Source organism: Nitratireductor sp. XY-223 (genome assembly GCF_004959855.1).
GTDB lineage: Bacteria > Pseudomonadota > Alphaproteobacteria > Rhizobiales > Rhizobiaceae > Hoeflea_A.
In genome coordinates, this window is the sequence record NZ_SPNT01000005.1 from 1 (window position 1) to 20220 (window position 20220).

The 20220-nt window shown below is 63.6% G+C and carries 17 protein-coding genes, 1 tRNA gene and 1 pseudogene; 11 read left to right on the forward strand and 8 right to left on the reverse strand.

Annotated elements, in window-relative coordinates; all coding sequences use genetic code 11:
* The 6 genes and pseudogenes from E4M07_RS29130 to E4M07_RS17315 form a co-directional block, all read left to right on the forward strand.
* A pseudogene (locus E4M07_RS29130) lies at nucleotides 1-182 on the forward strand (ammonium transporter); the annotation flags it as partial.
* Nucleotides 183-195: 13 nt separating this feature from the next.
* Nucleotides 196-414 carry a hypothetical protein gene (locus E4M07_RS17295; RefSeq protein ID WP_136659645.1) on the forward strand — a complete coding sequence of 73 codons (219 nt, stop codon included), beginning with the start codon at nucleotides 196-198 and terminating at the stop codon, nucleotides 412-414.
* A 189-nt stretch (nucleotides 415-603) separates the two neighbouring features.
* Nucleotides 604-1236: a LysE family translocator gene (locus E4M07_RS17300; protein WP_136659646.1), complete on the forward strand. Its 633-nt coding sequence runs from the start codon at nucleotides 604-606 to the stop codon at nucleotides 1234-1236.
* An 8-nt stretch (nucleotides 1237-1244) separates the two neighbouring features.
* A complete protein-coding gene (locus E4M07_RS17305) occupies nucleotides 1245-1889 on the forward strand; it encodes a hypothetical protein (RefSeq protein ID WP_136659647.1) in 645 nt (214 codons plus the stop codon).
* A gap of 31 nt (nucleotides 1890-1920) precedes the next feature.
* Nucleotides 1921-2655: a 16S rRNA (uracil(1498)-N(3))-methyltransferase gene (locus E4M07_RS17310; protein WP_136659648.1), complete on the forward strand. Its 735-nt coding sequence runs from the start codon at nucleotides 1921-1923 to the stop codon at nucleotides 2653-2655.
* Between the two features lie 209 nt (nucleotides 2656-2864).
* Nucleotides 2865-4238 (forward strand): glutamate--cysteine ligase, encoded by a 1374-nt coding sequence (locus E4M07_RS17315; protein WP_136659649.1) that lies wholly within the window; start codon nucleotides 2865-2867, stop codon nucleotides 4236-4238.
* A 56-nt stretch (nucleotides 4239-4294) separates the two neighbouring features.
* Here the strand turns inward: E4M07_RS17315 and E4M07_RS17320 are convergent, their stop codons facing one another.
* From E4M07_RS17320 to E4M07_RS17330, 3 genes are read right to left on the reverse strand one after another with little or no spacing between them, the layout of a single operon-like run.
* The gene (locus E4M07_RS17320) at nucleotides 4295-5830 is read right to left on the reverse strand and encodes an SAF domain-containing protein (protein ID WP_136659650.1); all 1536 of its coding nucleotides are present in this window, start codon (nucleotides 5828-5830) and stop codon (nucleotides 4295-4297) included.
* Nucleotides 5831-5845: 15 nt separating this feature from the next.
* The gene (locus E4M07_RS17325) at nucleotides 5846-7036 is read right to left on the reverse strand and encodes a hypothetical protein (protein ID WP_136659651.1); all 1191 of its coding nucleotides are present in this window, start codon (nucleotides 7034-7036) and stop codon (nucleotides 5846-5848) included.
* Between the two features lie 12 nt (nucleotides 7037-7048).
* Complete coding sequence (locus E4M07_RS17330; protein ID WP_136659652.1) at nucleotides 7049-7585, reverse strand: hypothetical protein; 537 nt, start codon at nucleotides 7583-7585, stop codon at nucleotides 7049-7051.
* Nucleotides 7586-7829: 244 nt separating this feature from the next.
* On the opposite strand from E4M07_RS17330, the gene E4M07_RS17335 reads away from it, so the two are divergent.
* Nucleotides 7830-8621 (forward strand): DUF937 domain-containing protein, encoded by a 792-nt coding sequence (locus tag E4M07_RS17335; protein WP_136659653.1) that lies wholly within the window; start codon nucleotides 7830-7832, stop codon nucleotides 8619-8621.
* A gap of 201 nt (nucleotides 8622-8822) precedes the next feature.
* On the opposite strand, the gene E4M07_RS17340 is transcribed toward E4M07_RS17335, so the two are convergent.
* Nucleotides 8823-9098 (reverse strand): DUF1127 domain-containing protein, encoded by a 276-nt coding sequence (locus tag E4M07_RS17340; RefSeq protein ID WP_136659654.1) that lies wholly within the window; start codon nucleotides 9096-9098, stop codon nucleotides 8823-8825.
* 217 nt (nucleotides 9099-9315) lie between these two features.
* Between E4M07_RS17340 and E4M07_RS17345 the strand changes: the two genes are divergently transcribed.
* The 3 genes from E4M07_RS17345 to E4M07_RS17355 are packed head-to-tail and all read left to right on the forward strand — an operon-like array spanning nucleotide 9316 to nucleotide 12459.
* Nucleotides 9316-10260, forward strand: coding sequence for a LysR substrate-binding domain-containing protein (locus E4M07_RS17345; protein WP_136659655.1), 945 nt, complete (start codon nucleotides 9316-9318; stop codon nucleotides 10258-10260).
* 42 nt (nucleotides 10261-10302) lie between these two features.
* On the forward strand, nucleotides 10303-11889 hold the full coding sequence (gene xseA / locus E4M07_RS17350; protein ID WP_136659656.1) for an exodeoxyribonuclease VII large subunit: 1587 nt from the start codon (nucleotides 10303-10305) through the stop codon (nucleotides 11887-11889).
* A 60-nt stretch (nucleotides 11890-11949) separates the two neighbouring features.
* Entirely contained in the window at nucleotides 11950-12459 is a 510-nt protein-coding gene (locus E4M07_RS17355) for a cupin domain-containing protein (protein ID WP_136659657.1), read from the forward strand.
* Nucleotides 12460-12468: 9 nt separating this feature from the next.
* Here the strand turns inward: E4M07_RS17355 and E4M07_RS17360 are convergent, their stop codons facing one another.
* From E4M07_RS17360 to E4M07_RS17375, 4 genes are all read right to left on the reverse strand, one after another.
* Nucleotides 12469-13140, reverse strand: a complete 672-nt coding sequence (locus tag E4M07_RS17360; RefSeq protein WP_136659658.1) for an AcvB/VirJ family lysyl-phosphatidylglycerol hydrolase — start codon at nucleotides 13138-13140, stop codon at nucleotides 12469-12471.
* Between the two features lie 11 nt (nucleotides 13141-13151).
* Nucleotides 13152-15719 carry a bifunctional lysylphosphatidylglycerol flippase/synthetase MprF gene (gene mprF / locus E4M07_RS17365; protein WP_136659659.1) on the reverse strand — a complete coding sequence of 856 codons (2568 nt, stop codon included), beginning with the start codon at nucleotides 15717-15719 and terminating at the stop codon, nucleotides 13152-13154.
* Between the two features lie 122 nt (nucleotides 15720-15841).
* Nucleotides 15842-15918, reverse strand: a tRNA-His gene (locus E4M07_RS17370).
* Nucleotides 15919-16058: 140 nt separating this feature from the next.
* A complete protein-coding gene (locus E4M07_RS17375; RefSeq protein ID WP_136659660.1) occupies nucleotides 16059-16514 on the reverse strand; it encodes a phasin in 456 nt (151 codons plus the stop codon).
* Between the two features lie 333 nt (nucleotides 16515-16847).
* Between E4M07_RS17375 and E4M07_RS17380 the strand changes: the two genes are divergently transcribed.
* On the forward strand, nucleotides 16848-20159 hold the full coding sequence (locus E4M07_RS17380) for a PAS domain S-box protein (protein WP_136659661.1): 3312 nt from the start codon (nucleotides 16848-16850) through the stop codon (nucleotides 20157-20159).
* Nucleotides 20160-20220 lie beyond the last annotated feature (61 nt).

A 20220-nucleotide genomic window follows, 5' to 3' on the forward strand; every position in this document is an offset into this window, starting at 1 on the left:
TCATCATGTTCTTCGTGCTCGGCTTCCTGCCGGCCTGGATCGGATCGAAGGTGCTCAATGCCATGGGGCTCCTGCGGGTTCCGGAGAAGGTCGAGCTCGAGGGTCTCGATTTCGAATCCGAACAGCAATACCAGGCCGCGATGGCCGACGTCATCTCCGCCGAGCAGGCGCTCGTGAAATAGAAGGAGCACGATCATGTCCACGAACGGAATGAGCGACTGGGCCGTTGACCTGGCCGAAACCGGGGCGGTCTACCCGCTGCAGGGCTGGGAAGTGCCGATGTACGTCATCGGACTGGCATTCTGGCTGTGGTGGCACTGGGCGCAGCTGCGCCAGGAAGCCACCGAAATCCGCCACGAAACCGAGGCCGACGCTTCCGGCGACCAGGCCAGAGACGCAATAGCACGGTACTGAAACCCAAACCCGCGGGAGCCGGCGTCATCGCCGGCTCCCGCACAGGTGCCGATCCGGGGCAGCGAACCGGCACCGCCTGTCCGACACCGGCGGAACTCCCGGACGAAAGCCGTGCATTTTTTGATCGCTTTTTTGTGTCCGATCTGCATTTAGTGGCGGGATCGAAGCAAACAAGCCAAGGTCCGCGGCATGCCGGTCTCCTACGAAACCCTTCTGACATTCGCCATCGCAAGCATGGTCCTGCTGGTCATTCCGGGTCCGACAATCATCATGGTCGTCTCCCAGGCGCTCGCCCACGGCCGCAAGGTGGCGTTCGCCAGCATTGCCGGCGTCGGGCTCGGCGATCTCGCCGCCGCGTCGCTGTCGATCATCGGCGTGGGGACGATCCTCGCCGCCTCGGCCACGGTCTTTGCTATCATAAAGTGGGCCGGCGCGGTCTACCTCGTCTATATCGGCATCAAGATGTGGACGACGCCCGTATCGGTGCCCGACATCGGCGCATTGCCCCTCAAGGACGGCCGCTGGTCGGTGTTCCGCGATTCCTTTCTCGTTACGCTGCTTAACCCGAAGGGCATCGTCTTCTTCATGGCGTTCGTGCCGCAATTCATTACACCGAGCGCGGACTTCGCGCCGCAGGCGGCGGTCTTCGTCGTCGTGTTCGTCGTGCTCGGCATCGTCAATGCCTGGGGCTACGCCATGCTGGCGAGCGGGGCCCGCAAGGTCATCCGGCGCCCGTCGGTGCTGCGGGCAGCCACGCGTACGGGCGCCTGTTTCCTGATCGGCGCGGGCGTTTTCTCGGCGCTGGCGCGCAGAAGCGCCTGACGGCCGCCATGCCGCTGCAGAACAGGGTCACACCGTTCGGCGAGCTGGTGCGCACACCGGCCCGGGGTACCATGATGGGCAACCGCGGCGGGCGAATCCACGACAACGAAAAACGGGTTTTGTTGCGCCGCCGCTGGGCCAACCGGCGGTGGATCGTGTGCGTGACCGCGTTCCGCGGCCGCAGGCGGCCGGTCATGCAGCCGAACCGCTACACGGAGATGTTCTTTCTCGACGAGGCGACGGCGTTTGCCGCCGGACACAGGCCCTGTTTCGAGTGCCGCAACCGGGATGCCAAAACCTTTGCTGCTGCGTTCTTCGACGGTGCGGCGTACGAGAAAGAAGGCGCCGACGCAATGGACGCGATATTGCACACGGAGCGGTGCCTGAGCGGAACCGGCGCCGTCGACCTGACACCCGAGGAAACCCGCTCTCTTCCGCGGGGTGCCGTGTTCGCGCTTGGATCGGACTGCGTTGCCGTCGGCGATGACGGGCTCTTTCTTTGGCAATTCGAGGGATACCGCAGGTTACCGGCAGACTGGCTGGATACCGGACTTTCCCAGCGGGCCATGCCGAGACTGCTGACGCCGCCGTCCATTGTCGCGGCATTGCGCGCCGGTTACCGGGTGCAGATGCATCCGTCCGCCGGCGCTTGAGTTTCCCGGCACGGTCAGGCACACAGCAATCATGCGCGCGAACTACAAGATACAGCGGCTCTTCGTGGAGGACAGTCTGCATGCCGGCGCCGACATAAACGCCGACAAGGACCAGTTCACCTATCTTGCGCATGTCCTGCGCATGGGCGAAGGCGACGCGCTGCTGGTGTTCAACGGGCGCGACGGCGAGTGGTCTGCGCGCCTCGGTTTCGAAGGCAAGAAGAAGATCGTCCTGCGCATCGGGGAGCAGGTGCGCCCGCAGCCCGAGGCCTCCGACCTTGTCTACCTCTTCGCGCCCCTGAAACAGGCGCGGCTCGACTACATCGTGCAAAAGGCCGTCGAAATGGGCGCCGGCGTGCTTCAGCCGGTGCTGACGCACCACACGCAGACGAGCCGGATCAGCAATCACCGGCTCCTGCGCAACGCCATCGAGGCGGCGGAACAATGCGGCATCCTGTCGATCCCTGAATGCCCGGATCCGGTCAGGCTGGCGCCTCTCCTCGAGAACTGGGACGCGGACCGGCGCATCATCTATTGCGACGAATCGGCAAAGACGCACAATCCGCTGCCGATCCTCCAGTCGATCACCGAGCGCCGTCTCGCTGTTCTGATCGGCCCGGAAGGCGGCTTGTCCGACGACGAGCGCGGCCTGCTCCAGTCCCGCGATTTCGTCACCGCCATACCGCTCGGGCCGCGCATCCTGAGGGCCGACACGGCGGCCGTGGCGGCCATGGCCGTCATCCAGGCAACCATAGGCGACTGGTGAGGCTTTTGCGGACATCAACAAATTCTGAACGCTGCGATCAACGATTTTTGCTTGCACAGCGGCGCAAAGCAGTCCAAGCAGCGCTGGTGCCGCCGGAAACGGCGCGCAACAGAGTTTACGGCTGACGGTGGAGCGGGAGGAGCTCACTTTGCACGCGTTGACCCCATTGGCCCGGGTCCGGGCAACCTTGATCGGGAACTAGTATAGCCATGGCGCGCGATACGACCGACCAGACGCCCGTTAGCTCGATGGAAGAGCTCGTTTCGTACCTTGCCGATGGCTGCAAGCCGGCGGACGACTTCCGCATCGGAACCGAGCACGAAAAGTTTGCCTTCTTTCTCGATGACAATTCACCGGTTCCATATGAAGGGGAGCGCTCGATCTCGGCCCTGCTGACGGGCATGCGGGACGTCCTCGGCTGGGAGCCGATCCTGGATGAGGGCAAGATCATCGGCCTCGTCGAGCCGACGGGCATGGGCGCGATTTCGCTGGAGCCCGGCGGCCAGTTCGAGCTTTCCGGCGCGGCGCTCGAAAACATCCACCAGACCTGCCGCGAATCGAATGCCCACCTTGCACAGCTCCGGGAAATCGCCGAGCCGCTGGGCATCGGCTTCCTCGGCCTCGGCGGCAGCCCGCTATGGACCCGCGAACAGACACCGCGCATGCCGAAATCGCGCTACGACATCATGACGGCCTATATGCCGAAGGTCGGCAGCCAGGGCATCGACATGATGTACCGCACCTGCACGATCCAGGTGAACCTGGACTTCTCGTCCGAGGCCGACATGCGCCGCAAGATGCAGGTTTCCATGCGCCTGCAGCCGCTGGCGACCGCGCTTTTCGCCCTGTCGCCGTTTACCGACGGCAAGCCCAACGGGCTGTTATCGTGGCGCTCGGACATCTGGCGCGACACCGACAACAACCGCTCCGGCATCCTGCCCTTCGTGTTCGCAGAGGATTTCGGCTTCGCCGACTATGCGGAATGGGCGCTCGACGTTCCGATGTATTTCGTCGTGCGTGACGGCCACTATCACGACTGCACGCATGTGACGTTCCGCCAGTTCATGGACGGCGCGCTGTCGAACGCGGTTCCGGACGGGCAGCCGACGATGGGCGACTGGACGAACCATCTGTCGACGCTGTTTCCCGAAGTGCGGCTGAAGCGGTTCCTGGAAATGCGCGGTGCCGACGGCGGGCCGTGGCGCAAGATCTGCGCACTGCCGGCTTTCTGGGTCGGGCTGCTCTACGACGATGGCGCGCTCGATGCGGCGATGGAGCTGACCAAGGGCTGGCGCTTCGAGGAGGTCAAGGCATTGCGCGACAGCGTGCCGCGGTCCGGCCTCGACTCGGAGATCGCCGGCAAGAGCCTGCACAAGATATCGCGCGAGGTGCTGGCCATCGCCCGGGCCGGGCTCCAGGCGCGCGGCAGGCTGAACGAGGAAGACAATGACGAGGCGCATTTCCTCGCGCCGCTCGAAGAGACGGTGGCACGCGGCAAGACGGGCGCGGGCGAACTGCTCGATCTCTACAACGGCCCCTGGGGCGCCTCCGTCGAGCCGGTCTTTACCGAATACGCCTATTAGAAACCGGGTCCCGGCTCATCTTGAGTACAATATTGGTGCGGCACCGCTGATGCCGGCTATTCCTGTTCTGATGGAAGTACAAGCGGCGCGTTGCAGTGGAACTCGACCTCGACTCTGCGGTTGGACTGCTTGTCGGCGCCGTCGTCGGTCCATTCCGCAAGCCGCCGCTCGCCCCACCAGGTCACGACGATCATCTTCTTGCCCTTCTCGTCTTCACTGTAAAGCTCTGAATTAACGGTGTTCCTGCGCTCCTTATCGGACTTCCAGAGCGATCCGTAGAGATCCGTTGACTTGGCGTATCCCGCACCGGCGAGTTCGTACACCAGTCGATCGGCGACAGTTTCGGCGCGGTCCTTCGAAATCTGGAGATTGAGCGCGTCGTTCCCCGTGGCGTCGGCGTGTCCCGTTACGAGGAAGAGGCAGTTGACATCATCCGGCATATGCCGCGCGATATCGGTCAGGACGAGGAGGCTGTCGCTCTGTTCGCCGGTGATGAGATCACGCGGGTCCGTGTAGTGAAGGAGGATTTCCCGGCTTTTCGGTCCCATCGGCGGCTTCGATTGCCCCGTCAGGACACCAAAAATGCGCCTTGCAACGGCAGACAGCAGGTCGTCCGTGCGACCAGCGGCTATTTTGCCAAGCTCCCTTTTGTATGCTTCGACGAACGCATTTTCGGTTACCTGTTCGCCGCTGCTGGTTATTTGCGCCCATGCAGTGCCGCCGGCCGTTACCAGTTTGGCGATATTGTCCACCAGCGAGGATTTGCCGCTGGACCCGGCCTGCAACTGCTCCAGCAACCTCCGCAGCTCGTCCAACTTCTCATCGGGGACGGAGCTTTCGCCATTCCCCGCTTCCTTGTCGCCACCGGTTTCGATTGCCGATTGGATGGCACCCAATTTGTCCTCGATCTCTTCAAGAACTTCCAGGAGCGTCTCAAACTCCTTTGTGTCAGCGGGCGGTTGCTCGCTGGTCTGCGATCCCTCTTCGTTTTCCCCCATACCCGGGAACTTCCGCAATTCCACAATAATCTCACGCATGAGACGGATCGTCTTCAACGCGTCAGACAGCCTTTGGGTCGGCGGTATGGGTTGGGTCACTGTCCCGTCGTCGACCGTTTCGGGGGCCATGACGACGACCCTCGGCAGAACCGCGACGAGCATGTTTGCGATATCGGCCAACACGGCAAGGCGATCGCCATCGATCAGGCCGCCTCCATCCTTGCCTCCCCCGTCTGGTTTTTTGGGAGGCGGCGCCAGATCCGCCCTCAACAGCGGCTGGCCGCCCTTGATCAGCGAATTGGTCACCAGGCCGACCGCCTGCCTCGGCTGCGTGACCAGTTTGTGTTTTTTGTCCGGCCGCCTGGCCAGTTTGACGTACAGATCCTCGTTGGTGATCTTCTGCCCCTTGCCGATATCGCGCGCCGCCTCGACATAGACGGTCAGGGGCCGCAAGCGGTCACTTCCGAGAATCTCGTGGCTGAGGACCGCCGCCCACAGCGCCAGGATCGCCGTCACGAAAACGGGGGTAAGCAGCCGGATGCGGACGGTCGGTCCGTCCGGCCTGTATTCCAGATTTTCCGAAGTGTCGGTCACGTAAACGCCACTCCCTCAGGACCCTTTGTCTTCATCGATCTCTTTCAGCGTGAAATTCTGGATCGTTCCGTAGGCCGCGAGCTGGTGGAGTTCCGTCCACTGGGCCCTCTCGGCCTCCAGGTCCTCCGGCCGCGGCCGGTTCAGGGCATCCATCAGATCAAGACGGAACAGGTCGCAGGCGGCGCGCAGTGTGCTGCCGAATTCCTTCGCCGCGGGAACAGCCATTTCGTAGGACAGTCCCGCGACGATTGCCGCAAAAAGCGATGCGATGAACCAGGCGAACCAGGAAACGTCTCCGTTGACCCACGGCCCGTATGCGGGGATCAGCACGGCGGTAACGGCGGCGGAGTTCGCCATCGCAAGGGAAAAATCCAGATAGGCCTTCTTGTCCTGGATCACCGTGTTGTAGTTGTCCGGCGTGACCTGGACCAGGCGCGGCCAGAACAGCACGCCGGACATTCCATAGCGGCCGTCGGGATAGTCGTTGTAGGATTCGACGATATTGCCGAGACGGGTCGGGCGAATACGCGCATAGGACCCGTAGTCGAGATCGAATTGAATCCGGCTCGCATCGATCCCTTTGTCGACTTTATCGCTTCGGCGCAACAGGGTCTGGTTGACAAACCGGTACAGTTTACGGAGTTCGTCAGGTTTGTACCTCACGAACAGCGGCACAATCTGTTCTTCCAGGATATTCATGAACAATGCGGGATCTTCCTTGGCCTCGACGGCGGCCATGACGCGCCGCGCTTTTCGCCGTCCCGCTGCGTCCAGTTCGCTCTTTCCCTGCGTGACGTTCCAATGGGGATCGAGCTGTTCCCTCAATTCGCTAACCAGATCGCCCCATTGATCCTCCTCGAACTGGATCGCCCGCAGCTTGATGTATCGTTCCCGGTTGTATTGGAGCAGCTCACGCGTCAGCAACGGAATCCAGATCAGGCGACCGCTCCAGAGCAGGAGCGTCGGACCGCGCAGCGACGCATAGATATAAGCCAGGACAAACGTGCCGACGAAAAGGGCGAACGGAAGAAGCGTCAGGTAGACGCCGTCCAGTGCCCCGTACCAGACCGCCACGGAACCGGGTCCGATCATGAGGACAACGAACAAGACGTTTGCAGAAATGAACAGCAGGGCCGGCAGGAAGGAGGCGAACATGAACGTCCGGTTCAGGAACCCGCCCAGCGCATTCAGCAACGTGTCGATCACGTGCGGATACTCTTACTGTCGTATGGGTGCCGGACAGTCATAGCAGAAACCGTTATCCATGTCCGGGTTGGGATGTCCCCGTTCGCAGTAGAACACGGGCGCCTTACCGAGCAGGCTGTTGAGCAACTCGCCCTGATAGAAGTACCAGCCGATCCATCGATGCGTCGGGTCCTGAACCGGAAACAACGGATTGCCACCGTACCGGGTCACCGATTCAACGGTCGACGTCACCGGCAAAGCCGGGCCGACCATCGCCGGCTGTGTCTTCAGATGTCCCAGAAATGTGCCGATCGGCAATTCCGCGATATTGGCCCCGGCGGCAAACGCAGCAGGGTCCTTGCCCGCGATCTCGTCCCTGTTCATTTTCTCGTAGGCCGGCTTCAGCCAGTCGCCGGAGACGAACCAGTGCGGCCGGTCCCCGCTGCTTATGATGACGGCGCCGGTCTGCCGGTCGCTCATTTTCCGGAACGTGGAACGCACGGTCGCGCCCAGATCCAATTGGGGTATTGCGTTGTAACCCACAAAGGCGTTTGTTTCGGTCAGTTTCATGCGCACCCCCGCAACATAAAATTTCCCTCGCGATAAATTACAATCTAAAACTGCAATTGACCATAGTTATCGCCAATTCGCCGCCGCAGAGCGTTCCCGCGCGCAAGCAATTTCTCAGGTGCGCGCCGATATTCGGGGCCTCCGGCGAAAGCCGCTCGCATTGCCTGACCCGGTCAAATCTGATTCTATGCGGCGTGCGAGCCCGGTTCGGTCGAGCTGCTCGCCGACCAAGGAGGATCACAGGATGCTGCCGCTTTACGAGATGATGATGCGGGCCCAGAACGGAGAGGCCATGCGCGCCATGGCCGGCCAGTTCGGCCTGGACGAGGACCAGGTGACACGCGCGATGGAAGCGCTGATGCCGGCCTTTGCGACCGGTTTCAGGCGCAGCACCGCCAACCCGCAGGATTTCGGCAGCCTGATGCAGTCCATGGCGAGCGGCAACTACGCGGACTATTTCAACAACCTCGCCGCCGCGTTCACGCCACAGGGCATCGCCGACGGCAACGCGATGCTCGGCAAGATCTTCGGCTCGAAACAGATCAGCGACGCCATCGCGCAGCAGGCGGCCCTGGCAACCGGCATCGCACAGGATATCTACAACCGGATGCTTCCGGTCGTCGCGTCGGTGCTGGCGGGCGGCCTCTTCTCGCAAGGCGGCAACATGGCTTCGGGCGGAAATCCGTTCGCCGATATGATGGGGCAGATGATGTCGCACGCCGCTGCCTCGCAAAAACAGGCCGCGGACTTCACCGAGCAGCTCGGCAAGATGATGGAAAACACGTTCGGCGGCGGCAAGGCGTCCGACAAGGACGGTTCCCAGACGGCCAATCCGTTCGCGGACATGATGGACACGATGATGAAGGCCGGATTTCCGGGAATGGCGGAGGAGGCCGAGCCAGAAGATCCGGAGAACCCCTACTCGAAATTCGTCAGCGACATGTTCGACGCCGGCATCAAGGTGCAGAAGGACTACCAGAAGAGCCTGGACACCATCTTCGACAGTTACATGAACGGCATGAAAAAAGACGGCTAAGCTTCTGAATGGCAAAAGCCCGACGACTGTCGAGCAGCCGTCGGGAAGGAGCGGGCACAGGGCATGCGGCCCGCTGGGGAAGCGGCGTCGGATATGCGCCGGGGAAAACGCATCCGCCACGGTGTGCCGCCCGCCGGGAGGGAACGCGGGCCAGCTTCTTTAAGATCCGAAACGGATATGGACGCCGCCGGGGGGACTCGGTCAGAGCGCGGTCATTCGGGAGCGACGGCGCAGGGCCGCGCGCATCAGGTCCATCGAATGATCGTCAAACGCTCCGCCGCGAAGGGCGAAGCGCAGATCGTCCCGTGTCAATCCGATATCGGCAAGCTGATGATCGTTGAATTCATTCAGCGAAACCACCTGCCGACGATTGCGATAGCGCACGAAGAGAGAAACGATCGCGCTCTGCAATGCGCTCCAAATCGTACGATGCTTGCCGGTTGCCGATGTGTCGAGGCTTCTGTGAATAGTGGTCATTTCATCTCTCCTTTCCGAGCCCGCGCCTCTCGTTGGGCAGTCGGGACTCCAGTGATCGCGGCATGAATCGTCGTCAGCAGTAGGTTCAAGAATTTTGGAAACAAGCCGCCGCCGCGACCCCGGAAGGTGCGGCAGGAGGCAATATTTCAGAGCTTGACTAATTAATCCAGTGAATGTTTCTAATGATAAAGATCAACATATTTGATGGACAAAACACATGGCCGCCCCGCTGGATATCGATCAACTCAAAACATTCATCGCCATCGTCGACATGGGCAGCTTCACGCGCGCCGCCGAGGAGGTCAACAAGACCCAGTCGGCCGTCTCCATGCAGATGCGGCGCCTGGAGGAGCGCGTCGGCAAGGTGCTGTTCGAGAAGGACGGGCGGATCAACCGGCTGACCGGGGACGGCGAGCGGCTTCTGGCCTATGCGCGCCGGCTGGTTCGGCTCAACAACGAGACGCTCGCCGCCTTCGACGAGGAGGCGCTCGCCGGGACGATCCGGCTCGGCACGCCGGACGACTACGCCGACCGCTACATGCCCGACATCATTGCGCGGTTCGCCAAGACCAATCCGCATGTCGAGCTGACCATTACGTGTGAGCCGTCGAAGGACCTGATCGAGAAGCTCAACCGCAACGAGCTTGATATCGCGCTGGTCACCCACAATCCGAAGGTCCGCAACTCCATCATGGTCCGCTCGGAGCCGCTGCTGTGGGTCACGTCGATGGCCCATTCCGCGCACTCGGAAACGCCGGTGCCGCTGGCGGTGGGGCGGCGCGACTGCGACTGGCGGCAGCTCGGCTGCGCGGCGCTCGACTCGGTCGGGCGGGAATACGGCATCCTCTTTACCAGCTGGTCGTCGACGGTCGTCGCCTCCGCCGTTCTGGCCGGTCTTGCCGTGTCGCTGCTGCCGGAATCGGCGCTGCGGCCGGGCATGCGCATCCTGACCCCCGCGGACGGGTTTCCCGCCCTGCCCCCGGCGGAGATCGGCATGATCCGGCGGCCCGGCGTTCCGACCGTGCTGATGGATGCGATCACCGACCATATCGCCGCGAGCCTCGACAACATGACGCCGCCGGAGGATGGCAGCGACCCGCGGTCGCCGAACCGCAAGGGGCGCAACCGGCAAAAGGGCCACCTGATGATGTCGAGCTGGTAAGGCGGTCTTGACCCCTGCCGGCGATCAATGCGCTATAGGGTCATGGCGAGCACATTTTTCGACGATTCGCAGAGCAATCTGACCGAGTACACGGTCAGCGAGATCTCCGGTTCCATAAAACGCACCGTCGAGGACGCGTTCGGCCATGTGCGCATCCGCGGCGAGATTTCGGGCTATCGCGGCCCGCATTCCTCCGGCCACGCCTATTTCGCGCTCAAGGACGAGCGGGCGCGCATCGAGGCGGTGATCTGGCGGGGCGTCTTCGGCAAGCTCAAGTTCAAGCCAGAGGAAGGCATGGAGATGATCGCCACCGGCAAGGTAACGACCTATCCGGGCTCGTCCAAGTACCAGATCGTCATCGATTCGCTCGAACCGGCCGGCGCCGGCGCGCTGATGGCATTGCTCGAGGAACGGCGCAGGAAGCTCGCCGCCGAGGGGCTGTTCGACGAGACCCGCAAGCAGCTCCTGCCGCATATGCCCAGGGTAATCGGCGTAGTGACCTCTCCGACGGGCGCCGTTATCCGTGACATCCTGCACCGCATCACGGACCGGTTTCCGGTGCATGTGATCGTCTGGCCCGTGCGGGTGCAGGGCGAAACGAGCGGCGACGAAGTCGCGGCGGCGATCCGCGGCTTCAACGCGCTTAAGCCCGGCGATCCCATCGCACGGCCGGACGTCCTCATAGTCGCGCGCGGCGGAGGAAGCCTCGAGGACCTGTGGGGCTTCAACGATGAGGCGGTGGTGCGCGCCGCCGCCGCATCGGATATCCCGTTGATTTCGGCGGTCGGCCACGAGACCGACTGGACGCTGCTCGACCACGTGGCCGACAGGCGGGCGCCGACACCCACGGGTGCGGCGGAGATTGCCGTTCCGGTCAGGGCCGAACTGGAGGCCGGGCTGGCGATGCTCTCGGCCAGGCTCTCCGGCGGCATGTCGCGCGGGCTGGACGGCAACCGGCAGAAGCTGCGGGCACTTGCGCGCGCCCTGCCCTCGATCGACATGCTCCTGGCATTGCCAAGGCGGCGCTTCGACGAATCGGCCGCCGGCCTCGGCCGCGCACTGCGGCTCAACACTGCCAACAAGAGGCAGGTGTTCGAGCGCCGCGCCGCGCAACTGACGCCGGCGACATTGCAGCGTCGCGTGCTCGAAAAAAGACAGCGGGTCGGCGAGCTCGGCAACCGCGCCGAACGCCGTGTGGACCGGGCAATCGACCGTTCGGCGGCGCGGCTCTCAAACGCCGCCGCACGGCTCACCCTGCGCCCGGCGACCGACCGCATCGCACGCAGCCGCGAGCGCCTGCAGGTGCTGGCCGGCCGCTCGGGCCAGCTGATCTCGCTGCTGTCCGAACGGCGGCGGCGCCAGTTGCAGGAAGCCGCGCGGCTCCTGAACTCAATGTCCTATCGCAACGTGCTCAAGCGCGGATACGCCGTCGTGCGCGATGCCGGCGAGCGGGCCGTCGACAGCGCCGGGGCGCTTTCTGCCGGGGACCCCGTCTCGCTGGAATTCGCAGACGGCCGGGTCAATGCCGTCACGACGGACGGGACAAAGCCGGCACCCGCCAAACCGGCGGCGAAACGACCGGAAAAGAAGGCCGCCCGCGCCAGCAAGGACCAGGGCAGCCTGTTTTAAGCGACCGTTACATCAGGCGCCTAATACGGCGGCCACACGCCATCCAAGGCAGGAGCGCACATGTCGAAATCCGAACAATATGTCGTCCGCACGTCGCAAATACCGCAGGAGCAGACATTTCACTTCAGCCATCCGCTGAACCGGGCGTCGGAAATGCGCATCATGCCGCTGTCGGACCGGATCGGGCTGAAGCGGCTCGGCGTCAGCATCGGACGAATCCCGCCGGGCAAGGAGGGGTTCCTGCCCCATGCGCACACGGCCCAAGAGGAGTTCGTCTTCGTTCTCGAAGGCGAAGGAACGCTGACGATCGACGGCGACAGCACGACCATCGGCCCGGGCGACTATGTCGGTTTTCCAACCGACGGTTCCGTCCATCACATCGAGAACAGGGGCATGCGCGACCTCGTCTATCTGATGGGCGGCGAGCGCACGATGACGGACGTCGCCTTTTTCCCGACCATCGGCAAGACCGGTTACTGGGCCAACGGCGCGATGCACTACGTTGATGACGACGCGGTCCGGACGTTCAGGCCGGAGGAATTTGCCGCCCCGAAAGACAGCGACAGTTAGCAGCCGATCTCAGTCGGACCGGCGGCGGTCGAACGCCGCATGGACGATATCGGCGATCAGCAGCCAGTTCCTGTCGTAATTGTGTCCGCCGGGCACGCTGTCCACCTCGTAGCCCGCCGACAGGCTGCAAGCCATGCCGGTCTCCTCTTCGCCGGTCAGGCACAGAACACGGTCCGAGGGCAGCGCTTCGATAGCCGGCGCGACATCATGATCGCCGTGAACAATGCCGAGCATGCCGCGGAAGGAGACTTCGAAATCGGTCTTCCTGAAGGGGCTGAGAAGCGCAATCAGGACGGTTTTGTCCTGCGTCTCGGCGGACATCGCCGGCCAGGCAAAGGGAATCGTGTCGGCGCCGAAGGAGTAACCGGCCAGGATCACGTGGTCGGTCCGCCATCGATCGGTGAAATGGGCGACAAGCCGGTCGATGTCCCGCGCCATCGTCTCGGGCGCCTTCTCGGACCAGAAATAACGCAGCGCACTGATGCCGACGACACCGTAGCCGCGTTCGGCGAGCCCGTCGGCGATACCTTGCATTGTGCCCGTCCAGCCCGTGTCGCCGGACCACAGGATGACCACCGCGCGGACATTGCCCGCCTGCGGCCCGGTCAGGTGGATAGGCAGGTCGGTCAAAGGAATGCCGGCGCGGGCCGGCGCGAGGCCGATGGCCAGCAGCAACGCCATCAAGAGCGCCCTCACCTGCGGACCGCCTTGAGCCTGCCGCCGGAAAGCAGCGTGGTGACGTCAATGAGCACCTTGGGCACCGCGAAACCGCCGGGACAGGCGAGATAGTTGGGCGACCAGGCGGGGCCGAACTTCTCCTTGAATGCCCGCAGCCCCTCGAAATGGTAGAACTCCTCGCCATGCTGGTAGATCATCGTGCCGATGCGGTTCCACGAGGTCGCCAGCGGGTGATCGGCCAGGCCGGCGAGCGGCGCGGCACCGAGATCGAACCACTTGTAGCCCTCCGCCTGAGCGTCGAGCAGCACCTCGGCGAACAGGAAATCCATCATCACCGGCGAGACCTTCGGCCGGTAGCGCATCAGGTCGACGGACATCTCGTTCTTCTGCGCGCCGCGCAGAATGTTGGCGAAGGCGACAACCTCGCCGTCCTTGCGTACAACGGCGCAGTCGAAGCAGCTCAGGTAGTCCTCCTTGAAATAGCCCAGAGCGAAGCGTTTCTCGCCGCCCGTCTTGATCGACAGCCAGGCATCCGACACCTGCTTGAGTTCCGGCAGAAGGGGCGGAATGTCCTCCTTCGGAACGATGGCGAAGCTCAGTCCGTCCTTTTCCGCGCGCCGCCGCGCATAGCGCATGTCCTTTTGCTGCGGCACGTCCAGCGTGAATGTGGACAGATCGACGCGCGCCACTTCGCCGATCTTCAGGATCGACAGTCCCATGTCGAGATAGAGCGGCAGATAGTCCGACTTGGCGGCATAAAAGACGGTGCGATAGCCGCTCTCATCCGCCATTTCCCGGAACCGCCAGGCCAGCGCCTCGCCCTCCTGCCGGTCGCCGACCGGATCGCCCTTGGAAATGAAACTGCCGCCCGAAACGCCGTACATCAAAAACGCGCTTTCGTCCTCGGAGACCAGGAAGTGCTTGTCGCCCAGCAGCGCGATCGTCGAATCGGGATCGGGCGACTGGTCGACCAGCCTGCGGACGCTGTCGGGCACCGGCTCGAGCGCCGGCACCTGGATGGTGCGCCGGTTGAGGATCATGTGCAGGCCGAGCGCGAACAGCGCGGCGACGACGGCAACGCTGGTGCGCAGGAAACGCGGCGCATCGCCGCTCCACGAAAACTCCCACCAGAGCTGGTTGGAGTATTCGACATGGCGGTAGGCAAAGAAACCCAGCCAGACGGCCGCCGCGACGGTGATGGCCATGACCGACAGCCACGCCGGCGTTACCGCGAGGACCGAGCCGCCCGACTTGCGGTAGAAGGCGGACCGGAACGGCAGCAGAAAGAGGACGATTGCGACCAGGAGCACGGCCTCCTCGTAATCGAGGCCCTTGGTCAGTGCGAAGACCGCCCCGGCCCCCAGTAGCGCGATCGCCAAGTAAAAGGCGCTCTCGCGCCGGCGCAGCAGGGCATGCGCGACCACCAGCAGCGCAAGGCCAACCATACTGGCCAGGAGGTGCGACGATTCAACGAACGGCAGCGGCAGGACCGAGCGGATCCATTCATGCTGTGCGGCGCTGTCCGGCAGCGACCCGGACAGCAGCAGCACCAGCCCGCCGACAAAGGTAACACCCGCAGCGATCGGCGGCACCAGCGGCTCGGACGCCCTGCCGATCTCGCGGACGGACTGGCGGATCGCCCGGTGTCCGCGCGCGACCTCGAGAAAGAGCAGGGTCAGCGACACCGGCACCAGCGGCAGGAAATAGTAGATAAAGCGGTAAAGCAGCAGCGCGCCGAGCACGTCGGAGCGCCCCGCGACACCCAGCCCGGCCATCATCGTCGCCTCGAAGACCCCGAGTCCGCCCGGCGAATGGCTGATCGCGCCGAGGATGACCGCGGACATGTAGACGACGAAAAAGCCGCTCAACGTGTGCACCGCGTCCGCCGGCAGCAGAATGTAGAGCGTCGTGGCGGACGCGCCGATATCGACCACGCCAGCGACCAGCATCAGAACGCTGGTGCCGCCGGCGGGCAGGCCAACCCGCAATCCGCGCACGGCAATCGAGCGGCGCCCGGTCGCCACCCACAGGATATAAAGCGCGAACAGTGCCAGCACGGCAAAGCCGACGGCGCGGATCGCATCGGTCGGCAGGCCGTTCAGCACAAGTGCGCCGCCCGGGAACAGCGCCAGCGCGGTTCCGACGGTGAAGGCCATGCCAAGCCACAGCGACATCCAGGAAAGTGCCACGATGTGGCCGATCAGCGGCACCTCCAGCCCCTTCTGGCTGTAGACCCGGTAGCGCAGCGCACCGCCCGTCAGGACATGGAAACCGGCGACATCGGAAATGGCGAACCCGGCAACGCCGGCCCAGGCGGCCGTCAGATACGAGACGCGCCCGGGGGCAGCGGTGCGCACCGCGAGGATTTCGTAGAACGCGATCGCCGTAAAGCTGACGGACGTTGCCAGGACCGCAAGAAGCACATGGCTCGTCGGCGTCTGCCGAATATCCCTGACGACGTCCGCCAGCGACATGTCGGCCGTGAAATGATGCAGCAGGTAGAAGGAGAAAACGGTAATGGCGATCGCGAATACGCCTGTCAGAACGGTTCTGACATTGATGCCGTGTTTCTGTTGCGCCATGGGCGTTCGCGATCCTTTGTCCACGCTCTCTGCAAATTACTAGCAGAGTCGCGGATCAAAAGGCAGCCGGCTGTTTTCTTCGGAGTTCGCTGTGTCCGGGAGGAGCGGCAGATTATCGAGAATGGTACGGTTGGGTGGGTTCGAACCACCGACCTCTGGATCCACAATCCAGCGCTCTAACCAGCTGAGCTACAACCGCACGGCACCGCTTGAGATGCTAGAGGCGTGACATACGGCTCAATGGCGGTTTTGGCAAGGGGTCGGCCGGGTGCAAACAACAAAAAACCGGACCCGAAGGCCCGGTTCTGGATTGGCGCTTTGTCGCTTCCGCCGGCGTTGTCAGCCGACCTTGAAGTTCTTGGCGGCCTTCTCGTAAGCGTCCTTGCCCGGCTTGGAAACCTGGTCGGCGACCTTGCGGGCGGCTTCCTGGAGTTCCTTGGCCTGGTCGACGGCAGCTTCAGCCTGCTTGCGGATGAAAGCGGACTGCAGTTCGAAAAGCTCGGCCACCGACTTGACGCCCAGCAGGGCTTCAAGATGGGTCAGCGAGGAGTCGGCGTTGGCACGGGCGGCGTCGATAGCCTTCATGCTCAGCTCGACGGTGCCGGCCTGGGCGTTTTCGAGGGTCTGTTCAACGGTCTTGGTGGCATCCTCGGCAGCGGTCTTCAGCTTGTCGTAAGCTTCTTTGGACTGGACGAGGCCCTTTTCAGCGAATTCACGGTAGGTTTCCGTGAGCTTCGAGGGGTCCATTGCGACGAATGCGAATGCATCTTCGGTTGCGGTCTTCTTGGTAGCCATGATCTGCGCTCCTTTTCATGCGGGCCCTTCCATAGGCGCCCGCGACGTTCATCGTGGTCGCAGCGTATATAGCAACGATTATTGTGCATTGCAACATAATTTTTGCAATGCACAATAATCCCGTTAACCCTGTTGGCAGGAAAGGGCCGGATGTGGCCCGGTCGTTCTAGACCCGGCCACTATTGCGACTTATTAACTAAGTCTTAACTAATAATGCGCGGACAGGCTGGAATTCGGCATTTTCGGGTCCCAGCCAAAGCAACCGTCCGGGGACATCAGGCCGCCGAACCACGGGAACCGCCGGCGACCCGACAGAGTGAAGCAGGAGCAGCCATGCCGACGGGGCGTTACCCTTTCATCGATATCGCCGTGCATGACAAGGTTCGCGCGCATTTCGCGTCCGGCGAGGCGGTGATCGTGTTGTCGGCGACGCTCGATGCGATCCACTGGGTCAACGGCAGCGGCGCACGCCTTTTCGGGCATGAATCCCTTTACGAATGCATGGACGAGGGGCTCGATCCGGCCACGGTCGCCTATCGCCAGATCGAGGCCGCGGCGAAGGCCGTCCGCAGCCGCGATGCCGGCACCGCCTACGCGTTCGTCATGCGCGCCGGCGCGGGTTTCCGCCGTCCGCTCCTTTCCGCCAGCATGGAACAGATCGCCCTGCCCGACGGCCAGAACGCGCTGCTGCTGACAGCCGGAGAGGGGGAAGCAGCGGCGAGTGCCGAAGAGATGGCGTCGCATATCCTGGACGGTTTCGAGGAAATGGACACGCACGCGGCGGTGCTCGATGACAACGGCGCGGTGCTCGAGGCGACCCATTCCTTCGAAAGGCTGCAGCTCGGCGACGCGGTCCGGCGGGAAATCGTCTCGGAAGCATCGGCCGGCAGCGAGCGCCTCGTCAAGCACCCGATCCCGACGGCCCTCGGGCAGTTGCCGGCGGCGGTTGCGCGCATCTGCGACACCCCGGCACTGTTCCTGCTCTTCGCCGTCGAATTGCCGGCCGGCGAAACCCTACCCGCCGCCGCGGAGCCCGCGGCGCAACGGGTTCCGGAAGCGCCCAAAAGACCGGTTGCAAAAGCGGCGCCGCCAGCGCCCCGACGGGACGCGATCCCGTCCGTCCTCAACATGGCGCCGGAAAAACCGGCGGCGAAACCGGCTCCCGCCGAACCGGGCAGTTCCGGGTCCGCTGCCGAAAAACCGGCGGCAGCCGCACCGATCGAAAAACCGTCATTCGTGTTCGATCCGGACAAGCGGCCGACGCGCTTCGTCTGGAAAATCGACGCCGAGGGCTGTTTCGACGAAATCTCGCGGGAGTTCGCCGAGACCGTCGGCCCCAATGCCGCCGACGTGCAGGGACGCAAATTCGCCGACGTGGCGCAGGTCTTCAACATCGATCCGGACCATACGATCGGCGATCTGCTGCACAAGCGCGATACCTGGTCCGGCAAAACCGTCATGTGGCCCGTGCAGGGCACCGATCTGCGCGTCCCGGTCGATCTGGCGGCGCTTCCCACCTATTCGCGCGAGCGCGAATTCGACGGCTTCCGTGGCTTCGGCATCGTCAGGCCGGCGGATTCGGTCAGCGATCCGGAACGCATCGGCCTGGCGCTTTCAAGCGCCGGCGTGTTGAACCTGGACCAGATCGGGCAGCAGGTGCCGGCGGAAGACACAGATACACCGGAACCGGTTGCGGGCGCGGAAACCGGCGACGGCGATACAGCACCGACCAACGAGGCGGAGCCGGCCGGAACCGACGCGGGTCCTGAAGGTGAAAGCGCACCGGACGACCAGCCGGCGCTGGAAATCAGCGACACACCGGGCCGGCGCCACACCGATAAGGTCATCCGGCTGGAGGAGCGCCGACAGCGCTCGCGCGAGGGCCTCAGCAAAACCGAGAAACAGGCTTTGCGCGAGATCGCGGAGCAGCTTGGCGGAGAAGGCGGCGAGGACGATGAGCAGCCGGCGCAGCCTTTCGGCAAGCGCAGCGCTCCGCCGGAGACGGCACACAATGACGATGCGGCCGGAGCCGGTGAGCCGGCCGCCGATCAGCGCCGGCCCGATGTCTTCGAACCGGAAGAGCCGCAGGCGGACGAAAGCGAAGCCTCGCATCAGGCGGACAGGTCGGTTACGGCGGCGGTCCTCGAACAGCTGCCGGTGCCCGTCATTATCCATGACGGCACGACCATCTTTTACATCAACGAAGAGTTCCGTCAGTTCACCGGATACCTGACGAAGACGGAACTCAACGAGGCCGGGGGAATGGTCGCCCTGTTCGATGACGGCAACGGCGGCGCCGGCGACGAGGCAGTCTCGACCGGCGGGAACCTGGTGCTGTGCACCTACGACGGCGCACGCGCCAGCGTCCGGGCGAAACTGCGGTCGGTGCTTTGGGACGGCGGCCGTGCGCTCATGCTCGCCCTGCAGCCGATGTCAGACGCCTCGCCCGATGTGGCACCGGATGAACCGGAGACGGCCGCCCGCGAAATGACCCGCGCACAGGAGCCCGACCAGCAGCTGTCGGCGCTCGAGGTCGAGGTGGACGAATTGCGGTCCATTCTCGAGACAGCCACCGACGGTGTGGTTCTGATCGGCGAAGACGGCATCATCCGGTCGATGAACAACTCCGCCTGCGCGCTGTTCGACTACGACGAGACGGAAACCAGCGGCCGGCCGTTCGCCATGCTGTTTGCCCACGAAAGCCAGCGCGCCGTCCAGGACTATCTTTCCGGCCTGACCGGCAATGGCGTGGCCAGCGTGCTCAATGACGGCCGCGAGGTCATCGGACGCGAAGCCTCAGGCGGTTTCCTGCCGCTGTTCATGACCATCGGCCATCTTTCCGGCTCGAACGGGTATTGCGCCGTCATGCGCGACATCACCCAGTGGAAGCGCGCGGAGGAAGAACTGCGCTCGGCCAAGCGGGAGGCGGAAACCGCAAGCTCGCACAAAAGCGAGTTCCTTGCCCGGGTCAGCCACGAGATCCGCACGCCGCTCAACGCGATCATCGGCTTCGCCGAACTGATGGCCGAGGAGCGGTTCGGCCCGATCGGCAGCCCGCGCTACGTCGAATATGCCAACGATATCCGCCGTTCCGGCAAGCATGTGCTCGACATCGTCAACGACCTGCTCGACATCTCCAAGATCGAGGCCGGCGAGCAGGAGCTTGATTTCAGCGCCGTTTCGCTGAACGACGCGCTGCTGGAGACGATTTCGATCCTGCAGCCACAAGCCAACAGCCAGCGTGTCATCGTGCGCACGAGCCTTTCGTCGGCCGTTCCGGAAGTGGTCGCCGACAGGCGCTCCATCAAGCAGATCGCCATCAATATTCTGTCCAACGCAATCCGCTTCACGCCCGCAGGGGGACAAATCGTCGTCTCGACGACCTACGAGCCCAGCGGCAATGTCAGCCTGCGCATTCGTGATACCGGCGTCGGCATGACGCGCTTCCAGCTTGAACAGGCGATGAAACCGTTCAAACAGGTCGCCGGATTCCATCGTCAGCGCGGCGAAGGCACGGGCCTCGGACTGCCTCTCGCCAAGGCAATGGCCGAGGCGAACCGGGCGCAGTTCGCGATGAATTCGCAGCCCGGACAGGGCACGCTGGTGGAGATCATCTTCCCCTCGCAGCGCGTCCTGGCCGAATAGGCATCATGGGGTCGCGAGCCAGTTTAGAACATTTCTAAACTATTGATTTTGCAGATTTTCT

What these genes read in the sequence shown, in the direction of transcription:
- E4M07_RS17295 (WP_136659645.1), top strand. Translation starts at nt 196, where the DNA reads ATGTCCACGAACGGAATGAGCGACTGGGCCGTTGACCTGGCCGAAACC.
- E4M07_RS17300 (WP_136659646.1), top strand. Translation starts at nt 604, where the DNA reads ATGCCGGTCTCCTACGAAACCCTTCTGACATTCGCCATCGCAAGCATG.
- E4M07_RS17305 (WP_136659647.1), top strand. Translation starts at nt 1,245, where the DNA reads ATGCCGCTGCAGAACAGGGTCACACCGTTCGGCGAGCTGGTGCGCACA.
- E4M07_RS17310 (WP_136659648.1), top strand. Translation starts at nt 1,921, where the DNA reads ATGCGCGCGAACTACAAGATACAGCGGCTCTTCGTGGAGGACAGTCTG.
- E4M07_RS17315 (WP_136659649.1), top strand. Translation starts at nt 2,865, where the DNA reads ATGGCGCGCGATACGACCGACCAGACGCCCGTTAGCTCGATGGAAGAG.
- E4M07_RS17330 (WP_136659652.1), bottom strand. Translation starts at nt 7,585, where the DNA reads ATGAAACTGACCGAAACAAACGCCTTTGTGGGTTACAACGCAATACCC.
- E4M07_RS17335 (WP_136659653.1), top strand. Translation starts at nt 7,830, where the DNA reads ATGCTGCCGCTTTACGAGATGATGATGCGGGCCCAGAACGGAGAGGCC.
- E4M07_RS17340 (WP_136659654.1), bottom strand. Translation starts at nt 9,098, where the DNA reads ATGACCACTATTCACAGAAGCCTCGACACATCGGCAACCGGCAAGCAT.
- E4M07_RS17345 (WP_136659655.1), top strand. Translation starts at nt 9,316, where the DNA reads ATGGCCGCCCCGCTGGATATCGATCAACTCAAAACATTCATCGCCATC.
- xseA (WP_136659656.1), top strand. Translation starts at nt 10,303, where the DNA reads ATGGCGAGCACATTTTTCGACGATTCGCAGAGCAATCTGACCGAGTAC.
- E4M07_RS17355 (WP_136659657.1), top strand. Translation starts at nt 11,950, where the DNA reads ATGTCGAAATCCGAACAATATGTCGTCCGCACGTCGCAAATACCGCAG.
- E4M07_RS17360 (WP_136659658.1), bottom strand. Translation starts at nt 13,140, where the DNA reads ATGGCGTTGCTGCTGGCCATCGGCCTCGCGCCGGCCCGCGCCGGCATT.
- mprF (WP_136659659.1), bottom strand. Translation starts at nt 15,719, where the DNA reads ATGGCGCAACAGAAACACGGCATCAATGTCAGAACCGTTCTGACAGGC.
- E4M07_RS17375 (WP_136659660.1), bottom strand. Translation starts at nt 16,514, where the DNA reads ATGGCTACCAAGAAGACCGCAACCGAAGATGCATTCGCATTCGTCGCA.
- E4M07_RS17380 (WP_136659661.1), top strand. Translation starts at nt 16,848, where the DNA reads ATGCCGACGGGGCGTTACCCTTTCATCGATATCGCCGTGCATGACAAG.